The 22,118-nt window shown below is 37.0% G+C and carries 19 protein-coding genes and 1 pseudogene; 9 read left to right on the top strand and 11 right to left on the bottom strand.

Going from position 1 to position 22,118, the window contains the following annotated elements:
* Positions 1-16: 16 nt before the first annotated feature.
* Positions 17-499 carry a hypothetical protein gene (locus ND811_RS02560; RefSeq protein WP_265350509.1) on the bottom strand — a complete coding sequence of 161 codons (483 nt, stop codon included), beginning with the start codon at positions 497-499 and terminating at the stop codon, positions 17-19.
* A 38-nt stretch (positions 500-537) separates the two neighbouring features.
* Here ND811_RS02560 and ND811_RS02555 point away from each other — a divergent pair, with 38 nt between their 5' ends.
* From ND811_RS02555 to ND811_RS02530, 6 genes are all read left to right on the top strand, one after another.
* On the top strand, positions 538-3,090 hold the full coding sequence (locus ND811_RS02555) for a [protein-PII] uridylyltransferase family protein (RefSeq protein ID WP_265350510.1): 2,553 nt from the start codon (positions 538-540) through the stop codon (positions 3,088-3,090).
* 1 nt (position 3,091) lies between these two features.
* The gene (locus tag ND811_RS02550; RefSeq protein ID WP_265350511.1) at positions 3,092-4,720 is read left to right on the top strand and encodes a glycoside hydrolase family 13 protein; all 1,629 of its coding nucleotides are present in this window, start codon (positions 3,092-3,094) and stop codon (positions 4,718-4,720) included.
* Positions 4,721-4,846: 126 nt separating this feature from the next.
* On the top strand, positions 4,847-5,200 hold the full coding sequence (locus ND811_RS02545; RefSeq protein ID WP_265350512.1) for a hypothetical protein: 354 nt from the start codon (positions 4,847-4,849) through the stop codon (positions 5,198-5,200).
* Between the two features lie 35 nt (positions 5,201-5,235).
* Positions 5,236-6,411: an efflux RND transporter periplasmic adaptor subunit gene (locus tag ND811_RS02540; RefSeq protein WP_265350513.1), complete on the top strand. Its 1,176-nt coding sequence runs from the start codon at positions 5,236-5,238 to the stop codon at positions 6,409-6,411.
* Between the two features lie 11 nt (positions 6,412-6,422).
* Positions 6,423-9,623: an efflux RND transporter permease subunit gene (locus ND811_RS02535; RefSeq protein ID WP_265350514.1), complete on the top strand. Its 3,201-nt coding sequence runs from the start codon at positions 6,423-6,425 to the stop codon at positions 9,621-9,623.
* A 1-nt stretch (position 9,624) separates the two neighbouring features.
* A complete protein-coding gene (locus tag ND811_RS02530) occupies positions 9,625-11,052 on the top strand; it encodes a TolC family protein (protein WP_265350515.1) in 1,428 nt (475 codons plus the stop codon).
* 256 nt (positions 11,053-11,308) lie between these two features.
* Here the strand turns inward: ND811_RS02530 and ND811_RS02525 are convergent, their stop codons facing one another.
* The 10 genes and pseudogenes from ND811_RS02525 to aroC form a co-directional block, all read right to left on the bottom strand.
* Positions 11,309-11,746, bottom strand: a complete 438-nt coding sequence (locus ND811_RS02525) for a hypothetical protein (protein ID WP_265350516.1) — start codon at positions 11,744-11,746, stop codon at positions 11,309-11,311.
* Between the two features lie 25 nt (positions 11,747-11,771).
* On the bottom strand, positions 11,772-12,230 hold the full coding sequence (locus tag ND811_RS02520; RefSeq protein ID WP_265350517.1) for a hypothetical protein: 459 nt from the start codon (positions 12,228-12,230) through the stop codon (positions 11,772-11,774).
* 99 nt (positions 12,231-12,329) lie between these two features.
* Positions 12,330-12,665 carry a Zn-ribbon domain-containing OB-fold protein gene (locus ND811_RS02515; RefSeq protein WP_265350518.1) on the bottom strand — a complete coding sequence of 112 codons (336 nt, stop codon included), beginning with the start codon at positions 12,663-12,665 and terminating at the stop codon, positions 12,330-12,332.
* Positions 12,666-12,828: 163 nt separating this feature from the next.
* A pseudogene (locus ND811_RS02510) lies at positions 12,829-13,101 on the bottom strand (antitoxin).
* 590 nt (positions 13,102-13,691) lie between these two features.
* Positions 13,692-14,906, bottom strand: coding sequence for an acetyl-CoA C-acetyltransferase (locus tag ND811_RS02505; RefSeq protein WP_265350519.1), 1,215 nt, complete (start codon positions 14,904-14,906; stop codon positions 13,692-13,694).
* A gap of 71 nt (positions 14,907-14,977) precedes the next feature.
* Positions 14,978-15,955: a hypothetical protein gene (locus ND811_RS02500; protein ID WP_322113437.1), complete on the bottom strand. Its 978-nt coding sequence runs from the start codon at positions 15,953-15,955 to the stop codon at positions 14,978-14,980.
* A gap of 196 nt (positions 15,956-16,151) precedes the next feature.
* Positions 16,152-16,679, bottom strand: a complete 528-nt coding sequence (locus tag ND811_RS02495) for a NuoI/complex I 23 kDa subunit family protein (RefSeq protein ID WP_265350521.1) — start codon at positions 16,677-16,679, stop codon at positions 16,152-16,154.
* Entirely contained in the window at positions 16,666-18,114 is a 1,449-nt protein-coding gene (locus ND811_RS02490; protein ID WP_265350522.1) for an NADH-quinone oxidoreductase subunit G, read from the bottom strand. Before ND811_RS02490 ends, ND811_RS02495 begins: the two co-directional genes overlap by 14 nt.
* Before the next feature lie 53 nt (positions 18,115-18,167).
* Positions 18,168-18,908: a response regulator gene (locus tag ND811_RS02485; protein ID WP_265350523.1), complete on the bottom strand. Its 741-nt coding sequence runs from the start codon at positions 18,906-18,908 to the stop codon at positions 18,168-18,170.
* Between the two features lie 16 nt (positions 18,909-18,924).
* Entirely contained in the window at positions 18,925-20,061 is a 1,137-nt protein-coding gene (gene aroC, locus ND811_RS02480) for a chorismate synthase (RefSeq protein WP_265350524.1), read from the bottom strand.
* Between aroC and ND811_RS02475 the strand changes: the two genes are divergently transcribed.
* From ND811_RS02475 to ND811_RS02465, 3 genes are read left to right on the top strand one after another with little or no spacing between them, the layout of a single operon-like run.
* Positions 20,052-20,618: an LIC_10042 family TonB-like protein gene (locus tag ND811_RS02475; RefSeq protein WP_265350525.1), complete on the top strand. Its 567-nt coding sequence runs from the start codon at positions 20,052-20,054 to the stop codon at positions 20,616-20,618. The two genes, aroC and ND811_RS02475, sit on opposite strands and share 10 nt — an antisense overlap.
* On the top strand, positions 20,605-21,144 hold the full coding sequence (locus ND811_RS02470) for a UpxY family transcription antiterminator (protein WP_265350526.1): 540 nt from the start codon (positions 20,605-20,607) through the stop codon (positions 21,142-21,144). Before ND811_RS02475 ends, ND811_RS02470 begins: the two co-directional genes overlap by 14 nt.
* Positions 21,141-22,115, top strand: coding sequence for a KpsF/GutQ family sugar-phosphate isomerase (locus ND811_RS02465; RefSeq protein ID WP_265350527.1), 975 nt, complete (start codon positions 21,141-21,143; stop codon positions 22,113-22,115). Before ND811_RS02470 ends, ND811_RS02465 begins: the two co-directional genes overlap by 4 nt.
* The last annotated feature ends 3 nt before the right edge of the window (positions 22,116-22,118 follow it).

The raw sequence follows: 22,118 nt of genomic DNA, 5'->3' as shown, positions 1-22,118 counted from the left end.
GATGACGTTTGCCATTCTATGTGGTTTGTTTCCCGCGGTTCACTAATGTAAGAAAAATCCCAGCTTGCACAAGTGACTGCAAAAAGATTTCGAAAACCACATAAAGATGGATGGAGAGAGAAATTTCTGGAATCAAAAATACCATTCCTTCCAAACTACCGACAGCCGGAGAGATTGAAGCAAGACCTCCCAATACCGTCCTCATCCAAACAAGAACAAACATCTGTTTGCCGAAGGTCTGCAAACGAAACCAATCCCAAATCACAATCAAAAAACATACTATCAAGATAGCTTGGATGAGCAGCGCCGGAAACAACCAAGTCATTGCCCTGGACCAAGCAGCACCATCGTTTGCTGTAATGAGAAACAAGGGAAAAACTGCATTTTGCCCTTCATAATAATCTTTCATTACTAATTGGAAATATGGGATGGAAACCAGTAGATAGGCAGAAAGATGGCTGAAAATAAACTGAATTGTGATTTTAATCTTCGGATTCATGTTAAAGTTGTCCAATAAGGTAGGAATCCCATCTTAACATGATGAAATCAGAACTCAAGGCAAAACTACAACGGACATTTCCAAAAGCCAAAACTGTTTCCTCTGGAAGGCTTTTTACACGCCAATTGAGTAACCTCGTCGATGAGTCGATCCGCACCCTTTTTAACGAGATATCCGAAGGGATCCCTTTAAAAGATCATCTATGTGTGATCGCCGTTGGTGGATATGGTAGGCGAGAACTTGCTCCCTACTCTGACATTGATTTACTTTACCTACATGATGGAAAACTTTCGGACAAAGTATTAAGCGAAATCATTTCAAAAATTAACACATTCTTATACAACAATGAAAAGGAAGTAGGACATTCTTGTCGGACCATCAAGGAATCATTTAAATACTTAGATCAAATCGAAACTTTTCATGCAGTGCTTGATTCTCGCTTTCTTATAGGTTCAGAGATTCTATTTCAAAAATACAAATCTGAATTTTTAGCAAAAATTCCAGAGAAAACCATCAAAACGTTTAATGACTGGAAACTCACTTATCTTCGAGAACGAATCATCAATTCTTATAATCCCATTTTACTTTCTGAACCAAATATCAAAACAGATCCCTTGGGACTTCGTGATATCCAACATATGTATTGGATTGAAAAAACAAATCCACTGGCTGATTCCGCAGATGGAGGCATTTTTGATTTTTATTTAATCGGCGATAGTTTAACTCTATTATCCGCTTATGATTTTTTACTTTTAACTAGATCAGCACTCCATATTATCAGCGGACGAAAAAATGATCGTTTGGATTTGGGTTTACAGGGAGAAGTAGCTGAATTTTTGGGATTCGGTCAAAAAAACGAAATCAAAACTCTCGAATCCTTTATGAGCCAATTTTACAAGGCGCAAAAGGAAGTGTATTTTTATATTGGAACTTATTTAGACGAAAAAACCAATCGAAACAAAAAACGAATTCAAAGAGAATTGTCAAATCCTGAAAGTTTATATGACGATATTATACTTTTTTTCGCAGAATCACAGTTAAACGAAGAGGAACCTTCCCGAATTGATTTAAATGAAATTAGATTTGCATCCCATTTTATTGATGATGATTTTAAAAATCAAAAATCTGTTTTAGATACATTTCTTGGAATGTTAAGGCAGAAAAAAAGAATTGGGCATACACTCACACTGATGCATGAATGTAATATTTTGGGAAAATTAATTCCTGAATTTGGCGCCTGTACAAACTTTCCCCTCTTCAGCTATCATCATCAGTATACAGTAGATGAACATACCCTTTTAATCCTAAGAGAGTTAGATGTTCTTATTGCGGATTTATGGGAAGATAGACAAGTCCAAGAGATTTTCAATGAATGCGATCATATTGAAATTCTGGCTCTTGCCATTCTAATCCACGATGCCGGGAAGGTAAAAGAAGGGGATCATAGTCAATACGGTGCTGAACTTGCCTTGATCATTGCAGAAAGATTTCGACTCTCTGAAGAAGATACAGAACTTTTAAGGTTTTTAGTGGCTGAACATATTGTAATGTCAGAGCTTTCTTCCAAAAGAGATATTTATGACCCAAAACTTATCTCTACTTTCGCAAAACAATTTTCTAGCGAAAACACATTGCGTTTGTTATACATTCTAACTATCATAGATACAAAGTCAGTCGGTCAAGGAGTTCTAACTAACTGGAAAAAAGAAATCCTACATTTTCTTTTTATATCCACTCTTACCTATTTACAAAAAAAAGAGAACATTTCAGATACCCAAGAACGAATAGAATCTACTTTAGAAACTTATTTAATCGAAAAAGAAGGATTAACAACCGAACAATCTGAACGAATTGTCGACTTTGGTATGAAAATAAAACCTTCTTCCTATTTGAATTATAATACTCCGAGAAGAGTATTCCAACATTTTAGCTTACTTTATGAATGGAAAAACTCAGGATTAGCTTTCCGAATGTTTGCGGAAAGAGAACCCGCTTTCGTTACTTTATCCATTTTTGCAAACTCCGATAAACAAATGTTACTCTATTTGTCAGGAACCATTTCTTCTTTGGGCCTTAGTTTGGTTGGACTACGACTTTTTCGGACTGAGGAAGACTGGCTCATTCTCCAAGCACAAATTACTGATGAATATGGCAGCGGAGATATTGCAGAACAACAAATTGCAGATATTGAATCCACATTGGCAGACTGTATCGAAGGAAAAATCAATATCGAAGATTTAGCATCCACTACTAATATTTGGAAAACTTTGCCACAAATTCCTGATGGAATGGTAGAAGAATTAGTAAAATTTGCTAATGACCTTTCAGAATCTTATTCGGTTTTAGAAGTAAGAGTTCCAGATTCCATTGGACTTGTGTATCGCATTCTCAAAACATTACTCGACTTTGAACTTGAAGTCATTTTTGTTAGGATCTCTACCAGCGCAGATTTTGCTTACGACTCTTTTCATATACAAACAAAGAATGGGAAAAAAATCGAAGATGCAGGACTATTGTTGGCAATTAAAGAAAAAATACTCTCTGTTGCTCGAGTCAAAGAAAACCAAGGAATCATGGAGATAAGTTTTTAATATGGCATGGTGGAAAGAAGCAGTTATCTATCAAATTTACCCACGTAGTTTTCAAGATTCCAATGGGGACGGAATTGGTGACTTAGAAGGTATCATCCAGAGATTGGATTACCTTGCAGGTTCCAAAGATTCTCTTGGAATTGATGCTATTTGGTTATCACCAGTGTATCCTTCTCCAATGTTCGATTTTGGGTATGATATTTCTGACTATGAAGAAATTGATCCAGTGTATGGTGACATTCAAACCTTCAAACGATTGTTAAAGGAAGCACACAAACGTGGTATCCGAATCATTATGGATCTTGTGGTTAACCATACATCCCACCTCCATCCTTGGTTTGTCGAATCTAGATCTTCTGTGAATAGCCCCAAAAGAGATTGGTACATTTGGAAAGAACCAAATCACAATGGGCCACCAAACAATTGGCTTGGTGCCTTTGGCGGCTCTGGTTGGGAATATGACAAAAGAACAGGTGAATATTATTTCCATTCTTTCCTCAAAGAACAGCCTGACCTCAATTGGCGTAACCCTGATGTAGAAGATGCGATATTTAGAATGATGAAGTATTGGCTAGATATGGGTGTCGATGGTTTTAGATTAGATGTGGTAAACTTATATGTAAAAGACGAATTTTTAAGAAACAACGCGTCTTACTTTATGAAAGGACCAAGGCCATACGATAAACAAGTTCATGCTTATGATCGCGATCGTCCAGAAATGCATGGAATCCTACGGCGCATGAGAAAACTTTTAGATTCTTATGACGAAAAACGTATGTTTGTTGGTGAGATCATGCAAGATTTCCCTGGAAACGTTTTACTTCCAGCGACATACTGCGGTCGTAATGATGAGTTGCATCTTGCGTTCAATTTTATGTTTTTATTCTCTCCTTGGAAGGCAAAACGATTTTATCAAATTGTAAAAGATTTTGAATCAGCATTAGGTGAGGATAATTGGCCAAACTATACGCTATCCAATCATGATTTTCCTCGGCATATCACAAGGTATGAGAAAGGCACTGACACCATTGCAAGAGCTAGACTTGCAGCCTGCATGATGTTAACTCTGAGAGGAACCCCATTTTTATATTATGGTGAAGAGATTGGTATGAAACGCCAAAAAGTCCCATACAATAAAATCCAGGACCCGGTGGGAAAAAGATATTGGCCATTCCATCCTGGTCGGGATCCAGAACGAATTCCTATGCCTTGGAATGGTTCTGAAACCACAGGATTTACTACTGGAAAAGCATGGCTCCCTTTGTACGCAGAAAAAAATGCAGTAAATGTAGAAAAACAAATGGAAGATCCAAATTCCCTTTTTTTCACATATAAAAAGTTAATCCAAATCAGAAAGGATAGAAAATCTTTAAGAAAAGGAAAACTAAAGATCCTTTTAAGCTCCGACAAACAAGTATTATACTACAGAAGGAGAGCTGGAAAAGAAGAGACATATATATTCTTAAATTTTTCATCAAAACCCATCAGCGTTTCTTATCCAAGAAAGTGGATATTAAATGAAATTCTATTCAGCTCAGCAAACAGAACTTCTTCTTTTGAACTTGAAAAAGAGTTGGACACCGGTGGATTACTTTTGTTGCCAAATGAAGCGATAATTTTTGGAAAATAGTCTTTTTTAACCAAAAAATAAAAGAATCACCTTCCTATATTCTAAAATTGGAATAGAATTTAGAATTATTTTAAACTGTTGACAATTCTTCTTTCAGGATTTCGCTGGCAGTAGATGGGTCGAGGTATGAAAAAGACTGTGATTAGCAAACTAGCAGTTTTACTGTTCTCATTGATATTCGTCAGTACTAACACTGAAGGATATTCAGCAAACCTTACCACTGACATAAAAACTAATTCATACAATACCTCTAGTATTTATGATTTTAACTTTTTCATTAACAACATCTCCGAACCGACTGAAGAGGAAGCAGAATTAGATTCCTTCCATCAAAAACAGATTCTATCGGCTTTAACGTCATATATTTCTTTTCCTATTGAAATTTTTTCTGAATCGTTAACTTTCCAACTACAAAAACCAAATTTTAACGAAAGTTTAGAAAAACCAAAAACCCGCGCTCCTCCTCTCTTTTTCATCTAACATCTTTTCCCGTTAATGGTGCATCAAGGCACCAAATGATCTTAGATCTAAATCATTTGTTTCAACATCCGATTGGACAAAGTGAGGATACCATGAAATTTTCTTTTGGCCTTAAAAGCCCATTTTCTCAAAAACTATCTGTACTAATTACCTATACTATTTTACTGAATTTATTCCTAGTGAATTGTCATTCAAACAATCATGAAGAAAAAAATTCTCTGACTGCTGCCTATCCTTGGAAACAAGATGTAACGATAGAAAAAAATTATGTAGCTCAGGTAAAAGCGATCCAACGGATTGAAATCAGAGCCTTCGAAAAAGGATACTTAACCAACATTTATATGGATGAAGGTAAGGTAGTAAAAAAGGGGCAAAAACTTTTCCAAGTAATGCCTATGCTTGTAAATGCTCAATACGAAAAAGCAAAAGCAGAGTATGAATCAACTTCAATCGAATACGAAAATACAGAAAAACTATTTAAAGAAAATGTAGTTTCTCAAACAGAATTATCTTTAATCAAAGCTAGACTGAAAAAAAATAAAGCAACAATGGATTTGGCTCAAATTCACCTTAACTTAGCGACTGTTACAGCACCATTTACTGGAATTACTGATCGTTTTCAAGTTCGTTTAGGAAGTCTAGTAGAAGAAGGGACACTATTAACAACTATCTCCGATATTTCTAAACTATGGGTTTACTTTAATGTATCTGAAAAAGATTATCTGAATTTTACAAGCGATAGGAAATCAGGTGACAAACCATTAAAAGTAAAATTTCTAATGGCGAATAACCAACTTTTCAAATACGAAGGAATCGCTGATACAATCGAAGGAGAATTCGACAGCGAAACAGGAACCATTCCATTTCGGGCCACATTTCCAAACCCAGATCGACTTTTACGTCATGGAGAAACTGGAAATGTTGTTGTTCATGAAAAACTAAAAGATGCTTTGATCATTCCTCAAAAAGCTACCTTTGAAGTTCTAGACAAACATTATGTTTATATTGTTAACCTTAAAGGTAAAATCAAAGCTACTGAAATCAAAATAGCAAATGAAATACCTCATTTATTTGTAGTTGAATCAGGGATTTCAGAAAACGATATCATCCTTCTTGAAGGACTTGGTAAAGTCCATGATGATGATGTTATTAAATACAAAGTAGAATCACGTGAAAACATAATAAAAAGTTTTGATTTAGCGGCTCACTAGGAGAATCATTTATGTTTACAAAATTTCTCCAAAGACCAGTACTTGCCATCGTCTTATCCGTGTTAATTGTCTTTGTTGGATTGATTTCTATCAAAAACATTCCTGTATCGCAATTTCCTGAAATTGCACCACCAAGGGTCACCATTACCTTGTCCTTTCCTGGAGCCAGTGCACAAGTATTGGTACAATCTACGATCACTACTCTTGAACAAGCCATCAATGGTGTTGCCGGTATGCGTTACATGATTTCCTCATCAACAAGTTCAGGTGATGCCATCATTCAAGTATTATTTGATCCAGGTACTAACCCAAATGATGCCTTAGTACAAGTAAAAACAAGAGTAGATCAAATGATGTATCGCGTTCCAGAGTTGGTTCGACTTGAGGGAATTTTTGTTCAACCAGTACAACCGAGTATGTTGTTGTATGTAAACTTATATAGTAAAGATCCCAATGCGAGCGAGAAGTTTCTTTATAACTATGCTACAGTCTTCTTACTTCCTGAATTAAAACGCATTCATGGAATAGGGCAAGCAAAGATATTAGGAACAAGGCAATACGCGATGCGAGTGTGGTTAAATCCTGATAGAATGCGTGCCTACAACGTAACAACAGCAGAAGTGATGAAAGCTATTGAAAACCAAAGTATCATCGCAAGACCAGGCCGACTTGGACAAAGTTCAGGAAAACAAGCGCAATCACTAGAATATACTCTTACCTATGAAGGCTGGTACAACGAACCCGGACAATATGAAAACATCATCATTCGAGCAAAAACCGGGGGAGAAGTTTTATACTTAAAAGATATTTCTAAAGTAGAACTTGATAGTGAATTTTATAATATTTATTCCGACGTTGATGGCCACCCTGCTGCTGCCATCATGTTCAAACAAACAGAAGGAAGTAACGCAAAGGAAGTTATCGAAGATATTAAATCAAAATTAGAAGAACTGAAAAAAACATTTCCTCCACAAATGGATTATAAACTCAGTTACGATGTATCTAGCTTTATAGATGCAGCCATTGAAAAAGTAATTCATACTCTTGTCGAAGCATTCGTACTTGTTGCCATCGTAGTATTTATCTTTCTCGGAGATTGGCGTTCTACACTGATTCCCATCATAGCAGTACCGGTATCCTTAATTGGAGCGTTTTCTTTTATGTTGGCTCTAGGGCTTACTATCAACTTAATCACACTATTTGCTATGGTACTTGCCATCGGTATCGTTGTGGATGATGCCATTGTTGTTGTTGAAGCTGTTCACGCAAAAATGACAGAAAACCATCTAAGTGTTTATTTATCAGTAAAAAATGTTTTGGGTGAAATCAGCGGAGCTGTGATCGCGATCACACTTCTAATGACAGCAGTTTTTGTTCCTGTTACTTTTTTGTCTGGTCCTGTGGGAGTTTTTTACAGGCAATTCGCAATCACAATGGCAACCTCAATTGTCTTATCTGGATTTGTAGCTTTAACACTTACTCCGGTATTAACGGCAATGATATTAAAGCCTCACGTACATAATAAAAAGACACACAATCCAATTGATATATTCTTAAATAAATTCAATTATTACTTTGAGCAGCTAACTGAAAAATATGTAAAACTAATGCATCGTTTTTCTGGATCAAGAGTATTTGTTGTCTCTATCCTACTTAGTTTCACAGCTGGATTTTTATTTTTATCACAAATAGTTCCGGCAGGATTTGTTCCAGGAGAAGACCAGGGTATGATTTATGCAGTTATACAAACACCACCTGGATCTACCATTGAAAAAACCAATGATGTCGCACGCAAACTTCAAGATGTAGCATTAAAAATTGAAGGAGTCGACTCCGTAGCCTCACTTGCTGGATATGAAATTTTAACGGAAGGAGAAGGTTCCAATGCAGGTACATGTCTGATAAGTTTAAAAGATTGGTCAGATCGAAAAAATTCAGTTCACGATGTAATGGAAGAACTCGAACACAAAACCAAAAACTTCGGTGCAATCATAGAATTTTTTGAACCACCCGCAGTACCAGGGTTTGGTGCCGCCGGAGGAGTTATGTTTAGATTGTTAGATAAAACCAATAGTGGAGATTATACGGCCTTTGATAAAATTCATGAAGAATTTATGGCTGAACTTAGAAAAAGAAAAGAATTAACAGGACTATTTTCTTTTTATTCAGCTAAGTTTCCACAACTTGAAGTAAAATTGGATCGAAAGCTAGCTATGCAAAAAGGAGTCAATATAGGCGAAGCTATGGATAATCTGGATATCCTCGTTGGTAGCACTTACGAACAGGGCTTCATTCGCTTTAATCAATTTTTTAAAGTATATGTTCAATCACTTCCAGAGTTTCGCAGATTGCCGTCTGATATTTTAAAACTATTCACACCAAATGATAAAGGAGAAATGGTTCCCTATTCTGCATTTTTATCTCTGGAACAAAAACAAGGTGCCAATGAGATTACTAGATATAATGCTTATACATCATCAGTTATTAACGTACTTCCAAGCGAAGGTTATACAACCGGCGATGCCATTCAGGGAATCAGAGAAGCCGCAAAAAATCTTCCCTCAGGATTTGAAGTAGGTTGGGAGGGTCTTTCTTATGACGAGGCAGCAAGAGGGAATGAAGCTATCTTTATTTTTTTGGCAGTGATCATCTTTGTTTATCTCGTACTCTCTGCACAATATGAAAGTTTCATCATTCCCTTTTCTGTAATTCTTTCTCTCCCTCCAGGGATATTCGGAACTTTCTTTCTATTAAAATTGTTGGGACTTGCCAATGATATCTATGCTCAAATTGGAATGATTATGTTGATCGGCCTTCTCGGAAAAAATGCGGTATTAATTGTTGAATTTGCAAGGCAAAGGCAAGAGGCAGGATTAACAGTTTTTGATGCTGCAATTGAAGGTGCGAAAGCAAGATTTCGTCCCATTTTAATGACTTCATTTGCTTTCGTTGCAGGTTTATTGCCTCTCGTTTTTGCCACTGGTCCAGGAGCAATTGCCAATCATACTATCGGAGCTTGCGCGTTAGGTGGGATGTTATTCGGAACTATCTTTGGAGTAGTAATTGTTCCAGGTTTATATATTATCTTCGGAAATATTGCAAAAGGAAAAACCTTAATTTATCGAGAAGACAATATGCCGCTCTCTGAATCTGAATCTACTTACATCAAAGCCGAATCGGAAAGAAAAAAAATTAAGAAAGGAAATAAATAAGATGAAACGAATCATTTTGCCTATCTTGTTCTTATTAAATTTTTCCTGTATTCCTGCCCTTCTCCAAAGAGATAAAGAGGATTTAAAATTACCTGAAGAATTTTTAAATTGGGAAACTTCGGAGAAATCTGAAAAGTTAGTAAATCAAATCTGGAAAGAATTTTTCAAAGAACAACAGTTAGTTGATTTAATCGAAATTGCGATAGAAAATAACCAGGAACTAGCTATTCTGGAACAGGAAATCAATATTTCTAATAATGAAGTTTTTGCGAGACAAGGGGAATACCTTCCTAAACTTTCAATTCAAGCTGACGGTGGAAGCGAACAAAAAGAAAGGTTTAGTACACCGAATGCCAATTCCCCAACTCTCTTTGCCCACGGTGGTCTTGTAATGAGTTGGGAGATTGATATTTGGAAAAAACTTAGGAACGCAACTAAATCAGCTTATCTACGTTATTTGGCAGGAATTGAAGGAAAACGATATGTAGTTACTAACCTGGTAGCTGAAATAACTGATACCTATTTTGAACTGATCGCATTGGACAATCAACTCACTTTAGTAGAAAACTATATCGATGTATTATCCAAAGTTAAAGACATTGTCGTTCTTCAAAGAGAAGCAGGACGAACAACATCGTTGGCCGTAAAACGTTTTGAGGCAGAGGTTTCAAAAAATTTAGCTCGAAAATACGATATAGTCCAACGCATTGCAATTACAGAAAACCGATTGAATTTTTTGTTAGGAAGATTTCCTGAAAAAATAGCAAGAAAATCCGAAGATTTTTTGGATATCTCATTACCTGAAATTCAAAAATCAGTGCCTGTTGATCTATTAGAAAATCGACCAGACATCAAACAAGCAACACTCATTTTAGAATCAAGAAAATTGGATGTCGAAGTTGCAAGAGCTCGATTTTATCCTTCACTTATGATAGATGGAAATATTGGATATGAAGCCTTTAATTCAAAACACTTTAAAGGTACCCCAGTATCCTTAGCATACGGATTAGGTGGTGGAATCATCGCACCTCTTATTAATAGAAAAGCAATTGAAGCAAACTACGCGACTGCAAATAATATGCAAATTCAAGCTATATACAATTATGAAGTATCACTCTTAAAAGCTTTTACGGAAGTCACCAATCAAATTGTAAAAATTAAAAACTTAAATCAAAAATTTGAAGCAAAAACAAAACAAGTTTTAAATTTAAAAGAATCTGTTGAAATTTCTAACATTCTGTTTAAAGCCGGACGAATTGATTACATTGACGTTCTATTTACACAACGCGACTTCTTAGAAGCTCAAATTGAAGTATATGAATTAAAATACAGCTTATTAGAATCTAACATTGGTTTGTATAAAGCACTTGGCGGCGGATGGAGAGGTCAAAAGGAACCAGAAGGCGAAAGAAAAACGAGCAACTTCTAAGGTTGCATCGTTTCTGAAAGTAGTAGTTCTGTAATTTTCAAGTGGGGCGCCTCGAATGGTTCGAGGTTTCCCAATCTCAAAGTATAATGACCCCGCTTTTCGCTCCAATCTTTCCAATCTGATTCCAATAACAAAAATGAATTTTATACGGAAAGGATTTCCGCTTCGATCGGTGGCGCAGGGATTCAAAATTATATTATTGAATTCTAATATTTAGTTATAACAATTATTCAGATTTTTTTGATTTCAACCTATATTAAATTTTTAGAGAAGTAATATAATAATCTTCTTCTTCGAATCCTCGATATTTCGATTGATTATTGACAAAGTAACATTCAGCAAGTCCGTTAGGTCTTTTACATAAGATTTCTAATTTGATATTAATCTTATATTTTTCATTTATTACTGGCAACAGAAAGGTATTTTCATAAATATTTTGTTCAGGGTAAGTGTATACATCTTCAAAAGCAAAGGAAAAAGTAGATTCACTTGTAGTAAATTTTCTACCTAAAGCAAAATAGGTTAACCCATACGTTTTAAAATCAGTAATCCAAAGACCCCCTCCTATCCCCACATAAGAATGTAAAAAAAGGACCCGATTGTTTTCCAAAAAATAGATCTTAAAACTCGGTAATCTGTTTTGATCGACATGATCTTTTAGATCATATAGGTCATAAAAAGTTAGGACTTTCAAAAGTTTTGTCTTTTGAAATAATGGATCAACCTTGCATTGATTTTCTTTTGTGATACAGCAATGCTTTCTTTAAACAAACGATGAGTTTGGTTTTAGAAAGTTTTTGATTCGTTTTTAAATATAACGCTCTTCTTCCATCACAATTCAGTTCTGGAAATTCGATAGCAATCTCTTTGGCAATGGTGGTTTTACAATTAAAGTAGAGTGCAAATTCCGAATCGTCTACCTTCCCAATTCGAATGGTAGAACCAGATTTTGTTTTAGGCGTTAAAAAACTTGGCTCCGCCCATTTCAAACATTCCTCAATTTCACCAATGCGTTCATCTGATTCCGACAATTCATAAATCAAAGTTCGAATTTCCATAAACTTATCAAACATTACGGGTGTTAAATTAAAATAATAGGATGATACTTGTTCCGATGGAAGAGGATATTTTAGTTTGGAACTAGAATTTGATTTGCTTTTATATTTAGAGGTTGCCAATTTTTAACTTTGATAATTCGGTTTCAAAATGAAAAAGTCATTTAGTTTTCGATTTTAAATTGGATTTTGGGACCTGATGAAACTAGGTATGAGAAAAATCTAATATTGAAATACGGGACCAATTTTTTCATCCGTACCTTTAAAACGGACTTTATCTCCAATTTTCACTGCATTGAAATCAGTAACACCTTCAATTACCGTTGTCAATTTTACATTTTCTTCTGTTTGTACAATCGCCAGAACATAAGGGGCACGAGTTGCCATATGACCAAACCCAACATACACAACAGTAAACGAATGGATGGTTCCATTTTGTTTTAAGTCCACTTTTTGTATGGATTCACTGCCACAGGAAGGACAACCCACCAACACTTCTGCTACTTTGAAGTTACATTGATTACAAATTGTGCCAGTGAATGTTTGTGTTACGCTCATAGTACATTTCTCATATTGGGCAGATTTAATTGCAATACGTTTATAATGCCTGCAGATCCGCTCCTGACGCTCGTTTGTATCCGGAAAGGAAGTATCAGCCCTGTCAAATATCCTGTTGGGGCAGAGGTTCGAAGGAGGTCTGATAGCATTGGCTACTTAAGCATTACTGTTCTTTAAGTTTCCCAGTAACATATTGATGCAAAATACTTGAAACTAGAGTTTGATATGGAATCCCTATTTCAAGGGCCTTTGTTTTTAATAATTGAATATCTTTTCCCGCAATTCTAATATTCATTCTTTTGTCTTTGGCTAAAGTATTTTTTGCAGCAATTTTAAACTTATTTAAATAGCTTTTCTTATTTGAAACAGACTTCTATTCATATCTTTCAAAAGATAATTCTAATTCTTTTTCTTCATCGGTAAGTTTAAGTTTCATGTGTGTTCACCTCTGGAAAATAAAGCTTAGTGTGTTTTCGTGAAGGGTATGCAGGTTTGAAAAAGAATGAATTTTCGTTTTCGATTACTAATCTTTCGAAGGATATATTACGCTGAACACTGAGTAGTTTATTTTTTTCATTATCCCAATCAAAGATCACATTTATAATTATTGACCTATGTGTGCCTCTTATCAATACACTATTTTTTGATATACATTCAGATTTTTACCACATGTAACATAATGGTATGATATATGTATTACGCATAATCGCCACCGGAAATCTAAATTCCAGTGATCAGATATGATATACGAATTTGTAACCTCTGGATATTCTGTTTTCATCAATCTTAGGTGTGTTATACGCAATGCACATAATTCTCCCCCCCCCTCCCGCAGATCGCAGGTTATCCCAACTTACCCCAATCGGGAGGTATGATATACGAATTTCGTTTAAATCCCCGCGGGCCGCGGCTATTGTTATTAATTTCTTCGGGTAGAAAAGATATGTGGTGAGTTATAAACGAAACACGTTTAAACCCCGCTGTTACAGGATCCAAACGTGTTATGTAAATTCTTAAAGTCTTATCTTACTTCAATCTTTCGATGATGGTTGCGATACCCATACCGCCACCGATACAAAGAGTAATCAGTCCGTAACGAAGGTCTCTTCTTTCCAACTCGTCTAGAACGGTTCCGGTAAGAATCGCACCTGTTGCACCGAGTGGGTGTCCAAGAGCAATTGCTCCACCGTTTACATTGATTTTGGATTCATCAATTCCGAGTGTTTTCTTTACATATAACACTACAGATGCGAATGCTTCGTTGATTTCCCAAAGATCAATATCCTTTACACTAAGACCAGCTTGTTTCAAAGCTTTTTGCGAAGCAGAAACAGGACCAGTTAACATGATTGTTGGATCTTCACCAGTTGCTACTGTCGCAAGAATTTTTGCGCGTGGTTTCAAACCATACTTTTTTAAACCCTCATCATTGGTAACTAAAATCGCAGCAGCACCATCAACAATACCAGAAGAGTTTCCGAGTGTGTGGATATGGTTAATTTTTGTTACTTCTGGATAAGAACGTAATGCAATCGCATCCAACTCTTTTTCACCAATGGTTTTGAAAACAGGACCAAGACTAGAAAGGAATGCATAGTCAGATTCCAAACGTGGGTTTTCTTCTTCAGTCACAACAGTTCCATCATCCAAAGTAATTGGGATTACAGATTTTTTGAAGTGACCATTTTGAATGGCTGCGTGTGCTTTTTGTTGTGAAGATTCAGCAAAACGATCTGCTTCTTCACGAGAAATATCATACTTAGTTGCGATTAGGTCGGCAGAAATTCCTTGTGGAACTAGATTGTAGTAAGAAGCAATTTTATCGTTACCAACGTTAAAATCACGTCCCATCATATCATCACCCATTTTCACACGGCTCATGGATTCAACTCCACCACCGATTCCAAGTTCCATCGCACCAGATCCAACGTGGTTTGCTACGTTGTTAAGGGCTTGTAATCCAGATCCACAAAAACGGTTTACTGTATAACCTGGAACATCTTTTGGCCAATGAGCAGCCATAACCGCATAACGCGCGATACATGCAGCTTGGTCAGCAACTTGGGATACACAACCCATTACAACTTCTTCAACCGTTTTTGGATCGATTCCCGTACGTGATTGGATGGCTTTTAATGTGGCAGCAGCTAATTCTTGTGGGTGGACGGATGCAAGTGTCCCGCGTTTTTTGCCCTTTCCTCTCGGAGTTCGGACAGCATCAATAATATAGGAATTCCCCATGGGTTTACCTCTCTCTGGGTGTTCTAGGAAAAACGTACAGAGTTCGTCTCACAAGAAAAGTAAAAAAATCATCATTTCGTCATAGTTTTCATGAATTTGTGACGGTAGTAGATCATTTTCGCTCGAATTTGGCACCCAAATCCCGAAATCATCGAATCCAACCGATCTGCTTTGCTTTCATTTCGTTCTTCGGCGATGCGAATGTACCGGTAGTTGGGTTCGATGGCTTCAGAAAATTCCCTTTTGTTCCAGTCCACGTAACGCCAGGCGCTGAAACTATGGTTCACTCCGACCTTTTCATCGATGGTTCCGATGAGTTGAAATTTGGTTTCACAGGGAGTTCGAAAGAAAATGTAACGATTAAAAAAATATAAAATACTGCGATGCGGGTTTGCATCCAATACCGATTGGAAATGGTCTCGCATTTCCTCCACAGTATAAAACAAATCTGGCCCCGAATTAGTACTTCGAAAGATCACTGGTGAAAATTCATTCGGTGTATATAATTTTGTTAAAATTCGGATATAAGATGGATCATCCAAACGATACGGAATTTCATTAAAAGCAAAAGGGAAGGGATCTCGTTCCGTTAAATGAATTTCGATATAGCGTGTATGATCGTATTCGGGGTCATTAATATCTGTTGCGACTATTTTGTTAATGTACCTGCTAAGAAACTGATCTTCATACAAATCTCGAACGGTGACCGCACCTTCTTCATACAAAATCGCACTTCCAAAATCAATAAAGCTAGCACCATCTAACAAACGACCAATGGATCCATATTTATGGTGTAAAATCCGATTTCGAAAGATTGAACGTAAAATCAAATTATGATCATAAAGTCTTTTACGACCAGATCTTTGTTCTACGACGGTGTTTTTAGTTTTTTTGACTTTATAATAATGAATATGGTTAGCAAGACCAAATCTTAGCTTTTCAAATGCATGGTTTTCCAATACCCTTCTTTCATCTTCTTCGTTTTCTATAATGGTAGTTTCTGCAAAAAGGGAAGATTGAAAATGGAATGGGACTATCCAAACCAACACACAAAGTAAGAATCTAAAACTAATGACTGCAACAAATTGATTTAAAAAATTTAGAACTGAAAATCTAAAAATAAATTTTTGAATCAAAAAGTGTAAATTCACAAATGTATTAACTTATTTGTACAGAAAATAAAAAACCCGGTTTCGTCATTAAACAACAAAAACCGGGAGATCAAATAGAATCGAAAAAATAAATTTAGACCCTTTGGCCGAGAATGGGACCGCCAGTTTTTTCCATCATTCTTTCTTTCGTTAAAAACAAATCCTCACGGTTGTCTGCCGCCATTTCACCAGTTCCATCTAGGTAGATCGCACCCTTAGGACAAGCTTCCTCACATAAACCACAGAAGATACAACGCAGTAAGTTGATTTCAAACTTCTTTGCATATTTATCTTCTGGATGAAGGTGTTGGCGTTCCGACGGAACTTCTGCCGCCTCAATATGAATGGCATTGGCAGGACAAATCCACATACAACAAAAACAAGCAGTACATCTTTCCCTACCTTTTTCATCTCGTTTCATCGAGTGCATACCGCGAAACCGAGTCGAATACTGTCTCTTTTTATCAGGATACTCGATGGTCACTTGTTTGTTGAAAAAAGCTACCTTAACGAAATGTTTCAATGTAATCCAAAGACCCTTGCCAATGGACCAAAAATAAAACTTCTCATACCAAGAAAACTGGTGTTTTTTGGCGACGTTGACTACATTAACGGTTCCCAACGGATGCCTCCACTTTTTCAGTCAGTTTTTGGAAGATCAATTCCGCAACACCAGCTGCATTTAACAATCCTTTGATTGGATTCATCGATTGCTCAAAGTTTTGTCTGAGGCCGTTTTTATTGGTAAAACTGCCTGCAGATTCTGCAAAAATTTGAATTGGCACCGCCAAACTTGCGTTTTTTGTTGCTTCAGTCAAATTAGTATCAAAAGAAATTACCTTTGATGGATCGATTCCTTCCGGGATCGATTCTTTCAATACAAATACTAAATCAATAGCGCCAGATTTCACTGCATTAACAATCCCTGAGATACCTGAAGTTGTGGTGATTCCCAAATCAACAGCTCCCTTTGTATTAGGATGGTTGTCTTTTGTGAGTAAAAAATCTACTTGTTCGGTTTCTTTATTTTGTGCATCGGTTACACGAGATTCCCATTGGATGGATTTACCGCCTAACTCACGTGCGATCAAATCAAAACTCTTTTTCAATGATTCTAATGTTTCATTGGACTCATGAGCACCACCGAGTACTGCAATTGATTTGGCTGATTTCATGCGGTCTGCGATTTTTGAAATGACCTCTTTCGATGTAGATGGTTTTCCAGCATCTAAATAACTATGTAGACGATTTTCATTCATCCAATCCAAATCGAATCTTCCCTTGTCGCAAAGGAAAAACATACCTTGGTCATAGTTTTCACGAACCATATAACGATACATTTTGTTATCTCTTACGTTCGTTGTCACATTACAACCAGTAGAACATCCATGACAGACTGATTTATGCGATTTGTACCACCAAACCCGAGACTTAAACAATGTTTTATTATTAAGGAGGGCTCCCACTGGACAAATATCTGCCAATGCCCCTTGGTAATTATGATCTATTGGTTCTGATTTCGCAAGACCGATGATGGAATGATTTCCTCGTTCAAAAAGTCCGAGATTGGACTGTCCGACCTTTTCCTCTTCAAACCTTACACAACGATAACAAACAATACAACGATTATGATTGATGATGAGATTAGTCCCAATCTCTTCTTGAGGGATATTTCGTTTTTCAAATTCAAATCTCGAATGTCCAGAACCAGAACCAAATGCATTGTCTTGCAATCGACATTCTCCAGCTTTATCACAAACAGGACAATCTAACGGATGATTTGCGAGTAAAAATTCCATAGTTCCTGCTCGAGCTTCTTTGACTCGGTCAGACTTGGTAATGATCCCCATTCCTTCTTTTACAGGAGTATTACAGGCTGCTTGTAAACGAGGAACACCTTCAATTTCAATGAGACACATGCGGCACATACCGACGATGCTTAATGCTGGATGGTAACAGAAGTAAGGGATTTCGACTCCGACTTCTTTTGTGGCGTCGATGAGGTTTTTCTTTTCGTCGACTTCGTATTCGACTCCGTCTATCTTTATCTTAACCAAAGAACAGGCCCCCTACGTTTGATTAGACCTTATCATTAGTTTTTGTCAAACCTTCATTTTGAAATTATATTTACCTCGGAAAGATAAGAGTAAGGTTGCAGATCCACGACATTGTCGTTGAAGAATTCCGAATCCAAAAACAGAGAACTGGCACGGATATTGGTCTGTTTGAGAATTTTGGCGATGAGATCATCCAAAATTTGTAAGGCTCTTACTTCATAAAAAAAGATCTTATCGAGATTCATTCTCAAATTGGTGAAAGAAGCACGGCCTCCCAAAGTCAACATGAACCGATCAAAGATCTCATCCTGGGCTTTTTTTCCAGGGCAACCCTGAATTTCCAAAAGCATCTGAGAAATGGACAATTCGGAAACAGAGATCTTTAACGGATGCTGTTTTTTATCAAAAATGTTTTCTGGTTTGAGTTGCAAAACCTGTGCAATTTTTTCTAGAAGAGCTTGGTTTGCGATCGGTTTTAAGAGATAGGCCGTGACATGACTTAATGCTGCCCGTCTCACTTGTTCCTTTTCACCAACAGCAGTTAACATGATGACGGGCGTCATCTTTAACATCTCTTTTCCTTTTTCCAAAAAACTGATCCCATCCAGATAAGGCATATTGACATCGCTAATCACCAAATCAAAACTACTGTTTCTAATTTTAGTAAGTCCAGACATGCCATCCACAACATGAGTGACATCAAAGTTATACCTTTCTAAAGTATGTAGTAGTAATTTAGCACTACTTTCATCATCTTCAAGAAGTAGGATCTTATAAACTTTGGGTCGATTCATTTGTATCAGGATTCCTTTATTGTTCTGGTATAGAATCTAAATTAGCATATTTCATAAACCATTTTGGTTGTAAGGCTCTTTGGTAAAGATATGCATCAACTAACACAAGATTTACCACGGCTTCCACAATGGGAACTGCTCTTGGTAAAACACAAGCATCATGGCGACCCTTAGCTTTTAAAACAGTTTCTTCTTTTTTATCGTTAATGGTTTTTTGCTCTATTTTAATGGTAGAAGTTGGTTTGAATGCCGCACGTAAAATCAAATCCATTCCATTGGAAATTCCACCTTGGATTCCTCCGGAATTGTTGGTTCTGGTTTTTACTTTTCCCGTTCCTGGTTCTATATAAAACTCATCGTTGTGAACTCTTCCTGTTTGGCGAGTACCGGAAAATCCTGAACCCACTTCAAATCCTTTACAGGCAGAAATCGACAATATCGCTTTGGCTAAATCTGCATCCAATTTATCATAAACAGGATCCCCTAAACCGGGGGGGAGATTTCGAACAGCAATCTTCACTACGCCACCAACAGAATCACCTTCGTCTCGAAGTTTGCGAATGAGCGTTTCCATTGCATCATTGGACGATTGTTTTGGACATCTTGTTGGAAAATTATCTACAAAATCTCGTGAAGTAGGATATTCGGATTCACTAATATTGGAATCAATTGTACCTATAGAGTCCACCCAACCAACTGTTGTGATCCCTAATTCACGCTCTAAGATGACACGGGCCAAACCTGCTGCTGCCACCCTTCCGATCGTTTCTCGAACGGAAGACCGACCTCCTCCCACATGGGCACGATGTCCGTACTTTTCTGAATATGTATAATCTGCATGAGAAGGCCGAAAGACATGTGCCATCTCATCATAGTCACTACCTATAGTATTCTGGTTATTCACCTTCATCAGAATAGGACTTCCAGTTGTTTTTCCTTGGAAAACACCTGACTCAACGACCATCCGATCTTTTTCATCCCTTGGAGTCGTTAGATCATTTTGGCCTGGCCTCCGCCGTGTTAAATCTTTTTGGATTTCTTCTTCTGGAAATGGAAGGCCAGCAGGAATTCCATCCACAACCACACCAACGGAAGTTCCGTGGGACTCACCAAACGTAGATACTCGAAAAATTTTTCCCCAACTTGAAGGCATATACGGACAATGAAAATGGAGATTGCATTCTCTCCAATAAAGTTTTTCATGTTCTTGGAATGCACATTCTCTTTGAAGGCCAGAAATACAAGGCGCTAATCGTCAGTTTTGGATTTCACCTTTTGTTATTATTGACTTTATTTGCTTATAGCTTCCAAGGGGACATAGATTCGACATATTTCAATTTAAAAGAAGGTGGAGCAATTTCGACCATTCAGTTGCAATTTTCATCTGGAATCGGTAAATCCCAATCCACTTCCTCGTCCAACCATTCCCAAGATGACGGAACCAAAACCGTCGAAGACGAAATCTCCGAATTCCAAAATTGTCTCAGTTATCCACCCCTTGCCTTAGAGCAAAAACTTGAAGATGTTTGTGTTTACAAACTTTCCGTAAGAGAAGATGGTACTCTGGAAAAAATTGCAGTGGTCACCGCGTGTAGGTATGCCGTCTTTGATTTACAGGTGCGTCGACAACTAGCCGATTGGCACTTTCAATATTCCAAAGGTAAAGAATTTGTTCTACCCATTAGGTTCCGTTTAGATGTCCGAGACTAATCCCTCCATAGAAGAAAGTGCTTGGTACATTGTGTACACAAAACCCAGAGCAGAAAAAAAACTCAGTGAACTTTTAACCAAGTACCACTTGGAAAACTATGTTCCTATCCGCAAAGAAAGAAAAAAATGGACTGATCGATTTAAATGGATCCACGTTCCCATCCTTCCCTCGTATATTTTTGTAAAAATAGTATTCTGGAGAGATAAAAATAAAGTCCTCCAATTACCGGGTTCCCACCATTTTGTATTTCATAAAGGCCAACCAGCAACCGTGACTCAAAACGATTTGGATTTATTAGAAGAGGGCCTACAAAAGTATGCTGATAGTTTGAAGGTTAGTCCTGAATCCGTATTGGAAAAAGGGAAAATGATACGCATCATCAGCGGAGCACTAAAAGACAAAACTATGGAAATCTTAAAAGTTAAAAATAAAACCTTAGTGGTCCTAAGGATTCCAGGTGTCGAAACTGCGTTTTCTTATGAAATCAAAGTAGATGATTTGGCCTGGGAGGAATTACTTGTATGAAAGGAAAAGATACACTATCTATCGTAAAACAAGCACTTGATGATGAAATTTCATCTCTAATTCATTTTAGAGACCAATTGGATCCTTCTGTAAAAGATTGTATCGATTTAATTTTAAAATCAAAAGGGAAAGTGATTGTAACAGGTGTTGGTAAATCTGGTGACATTGCCAAAAAGATTTCTCATACACTTTCATCCACCGGAACCTCGGCTTATTTTTTACATCCAACAGATGCGTCGCATGGTGATTCTGGAATTGTTGGTCCAGACGATGTAGTGCTTGCCATTGGGAAAAGTGGCGAATCGGAAGAACTTAACTACATTCTCCCAACACTTCGCAAAATCGGTGCAAAAATTGTTGGAATCACTGCTAACGCCAAATCAAAGTTAGCCTCCCTTTCGGATATTGTTATCATCACGCCAGTATTAAAAGAAGCCTGTCCTCTAGATTTGGCTCCCACATCAAGTACAACCATTGCTCTCGTTTTAGGGGATGCCATAGCAGTGGCACTTATGGAGTTAAAAAATTTCCAGGCTAATGATTTTGCTTTATACCACCCAGCCGGTAGGCTTGGAAAACGACTTTCGCTATATTTATCTGATGTTATGCGAAAGGGTGAAAGAAACGCATCGATTCCAATTGATGCAAATCTCGAAGCCATTCTTAAAGAAATCACAGAAAAAGGAATTGGAGCCACAGGTGTCGTAGACTCTAATTCAAAACTGATCGGCCTCATCACTGACTATGACATTCGAAAATACCTAACAAAAAACACTCTATTACCTACTGTCACTGCCAAAGATATGATGAACTCAAATCCAAGCAGTTTCCGACCGGAAGAAAAAGCCTATGATGTTTTAATCAAAATGGAAAGCAGAGAGAGACCAATTTCAGTTGCTCCCGTTGTAGATGATAAAGGTGTATTTGTAGGTATGATTTCTCTACACGACTTATTACAAAAAGGACTTTAAATC

Source organism: Leptospira soteropolitanensis, assembly GCF_026151655.1.
Classification (GTDB): Bacteria; Spirochaetota; Leptospiria; order Leptospirales; family Leptospiraceae; genus Leptospira_A; species Leptospira_A soteropolitanensis.
This window is presented reverse-complemented; position numbering and strand designations above follow the sequence as displayed.

Coding starts and splice junctions, on each gene's coding strand:
- ND811_RS02560 (WP_265350509.1), bottom strand. CDS start 499: ATGAATCCGAAGATTAAAATCACAATTCAGTTTATTTTCAGCCATCTT.
- ND811_RS02555 (WP_265350510.1), top strand. CDS start 538: ATGATGAAATCAGAACTCAAGGCAAAACTACAACGGACATTTCCAAAA.
- ND811_RS02550 (WP_265350511.1), top strand. CDS start 3,092: ATGGCATGGTGGAAAGAAGCAGTTATCTATCAAATTTACCCACGTAGT.
- ND811_RS02545 (WP_265350512.1), top strand. CDS start 4,847: ATGAAAAAGACTGTGATTAGCAAACTAGCAGTTTTACTGTTCTCATTG.
- ND811_RS02540 (WP_265350513.1), top strand. CDS start 5,236: ATGATCTTAGATCTAAATCATTTGTTTCAACATCCGATTGGACAAAGT.
- ND811_RS02535 (WP_265350514.1), top strand. CDS start 6,423: ATGTTTACAAAATTTCTCCAAAGACCAGTACTTGCCATCGTCTTATCC.
- ND811_RS02530 (WP_265350515.1), top strand. CDS start 9,625: ATGAAACGAATCATTTTGCCTATCTTGTTCTTATTAAATTTTTCCTGT.
- ND811_RS02515 (WP_265350518.1), bottom strand. CDS start 12,665: ATGAGCGTAACACAAACATTCACTGGCACAATTTGTAATCAATGTAAC.
- ND811_RS02505 (WP_265350519.1), bottom strand. CDS start 14,906: ATGGGGAATTCCTATATTATTGATGCTGTCCGAACTCCGAGAGGAAAG.
- ND811_RS02485 (WP_265350523.1), bottom strand. CDS start 18,908: ATGAATCGACCCAAAGTTTATAAGATCCTACTTCTTGAAGATGATGAA.
- aroC (WP_265350524.1), bottom strand. CDS start 20,061: ATGCCTTCAAGTTGGGGAAAAATTTTTCGAGTATCTACGTTTGGTGAG.
- ND811_RS02470 (WP_265350526.1), top strand. CDS start 20,605: ATGTCCGAGACTAATCCCTCCATAGAAGAAAGTGCTTGGTACATTGTG.
- ND811_RS02465 (WP_265350527.1), top strand. CDS start 21,141: ATGAAAGGAAAAGATACACTATCTATCGTAAAACAAGCACTTGATGAT.